This window comes from Streptomyces sp. UH6, assembly GCF_013421635.1.
GTDB classification, from domain to species: Bacteria; Actinomycetota; Actinomycetes; order Streptomycetales; family Streptomycetaceae; genus Streptomyces; species Streptomyces abyssomicinicus.
This window is the reverse complement of sequence record NZ_JACADT010001210.1, coordinates 1-1,492: the sequence shown is the minus strand read 5'-3', so window position 1 is coordinate 1,492 and position 1,492 is coordinate 1. Positions and strand designations below refer to the sequence as shown.

Here is a 1,492-nt window from a genome sequence, read left to right as displayed (position 1 = left end):
CGTGCCCCAGACCGAGTTCGGCGAGCAGCAGCGCGGTGTCCCAGTCGGCCACGCTGGTGCCGGACCCGGCCCGCAGGCCCGACCCGGTCAGCGCCACGTCGAGCTGTTCGCCGGAGGTGGAGTTGGACGGGAGCCGCACCAGGCGGAGGTCGGCGAGGTCGGCGACGGTCACGCTCTCCCGCCCCGCCAGCGGGTCGTCCTCCCGCACCGCCAGCACCCAGGGCAGCTCGACCGCCGGGCGCTGCTCGATGCCCCGCACCGGTTCGCCGATGGTGATCCACGCCAGGTCGAGGTTGCTGGAGAGCAGCGCGTCGAAGCAGCGGCGGCTGGACGTCTCGGTCTGGAACTCCAGGCTCACCCGGGGGTGCCGGCGGCGGAAATCGACGATGGCGTCGGCCATGAAGTGCCGCACGGTGGTGCCGCCGGTGGTCACCCGCACGGCGCCGCTCTCGCCGTCCACCAGGTCGCCGAGCCGCCGCAGCGCGAGGTCCAGCCCCGCGAGGCCGTCGGAGGCGGCGTCCCACAGGATGCGCCCGGCCGCCGTCGGGACCACGCCGCGCGGCTGGCGTTCCAGCAGGCTGACGCGGGTCTCCCGCTCCAGCCGCTTCACGTGCTGGCTCACCGCGGACTGCGTGCAGCCCAGCTCACGGGCCACCGCGCTGAGCGAGCCGGCCCGGCACACCGCCACGAACACCCTGAGGTCGTCGAGAGTCACGCGGCACACGCTAGCAACACCCAAGCGGACACTGAGGGTTGGGAAGCAAACCCAAGGATTGACCTGCCTCGCCCCCAGGCCCGACGATCGTGGTGAAGGGCAGCCCCGGGCGGCAACCCGCGTCACCACGGCACCTGACCGGTTCACGACGGCCGGCGGGCAGCCCCACGCGCGCGGGTGCCGACCCGATCCCCGCCGAAAGGCCCCGCTTCGAAGGAGGCGCAGCCGTGCCCGCTCCCCCACCGGCGGCCGACCGTGCCGTCGTGCTCTTACGCCGCCTCGGCGCGGACGCCATCGCCCATCCGGGCGGCACGCTCCTCCAGCACCTGGTACGCGTCCGCGCGCTCCTCGTGCTCTGGGACGCCCGGCCCGCGCTGCAGCTGGCGGGGCTCTGCCACGCCGCCTACGGCACCGAGGCGTTCACCCCGGCGGTACTGGGTCTGGCCCGCCGCGCGGAGCTCGCCCTGGTGATCGGCGCGGAGGCGGAGGCGCTGGTCCACCTCTACGGGGTCTGCGACCGGATGGCGACCTACCCGACGCTCACCCATCCGTCGGGCCGCTACGTCGAGCGCTTCACCGGCCGGACCCGCTCGCTCTCCCTCCAGCAGCGCCGGGACCTGGCCGAGCTGACCGCCGCCAACGAGCTGGACATCGCCCGCGTCGACCCGGCCTTCCGCGCCCGCCAGGGCCCTCACCTGATGGCCCTGCTGCTCCGGTTGCGCCCGCTGCTCTCGCCCGCCGCCTGGCACACCGCGGACGCCCTCCTCACCGGCCGCC

The 1,492-nt window shown here is 75.0% G+C and carries 2 protein-coding genes; one reads left to right on the top strand and one right to left on the bottom strand.

The window, feature by feature from the left end:
• Window positions 1-715: LysR family transcriptional regulator (locus HW445_RS30670; protein WP_180224057.1), on the bottom strand; the 715-nt coding region annotated here is incomplete at its 3' end.
• 263 nt (window positions 716-978) lie between these two features.
• Between HW445_RS30670 and HW445_RS30665 the strand changes: the two genes are divergently transcribed.
• On the top strand, window positions 979-1,492 hold a 514-nt coding region (locus tag HW445_RS30665; RefSeq protein WP_306673388.1), incomplete at its 3' end, for a DUF6817 domain-containing protein.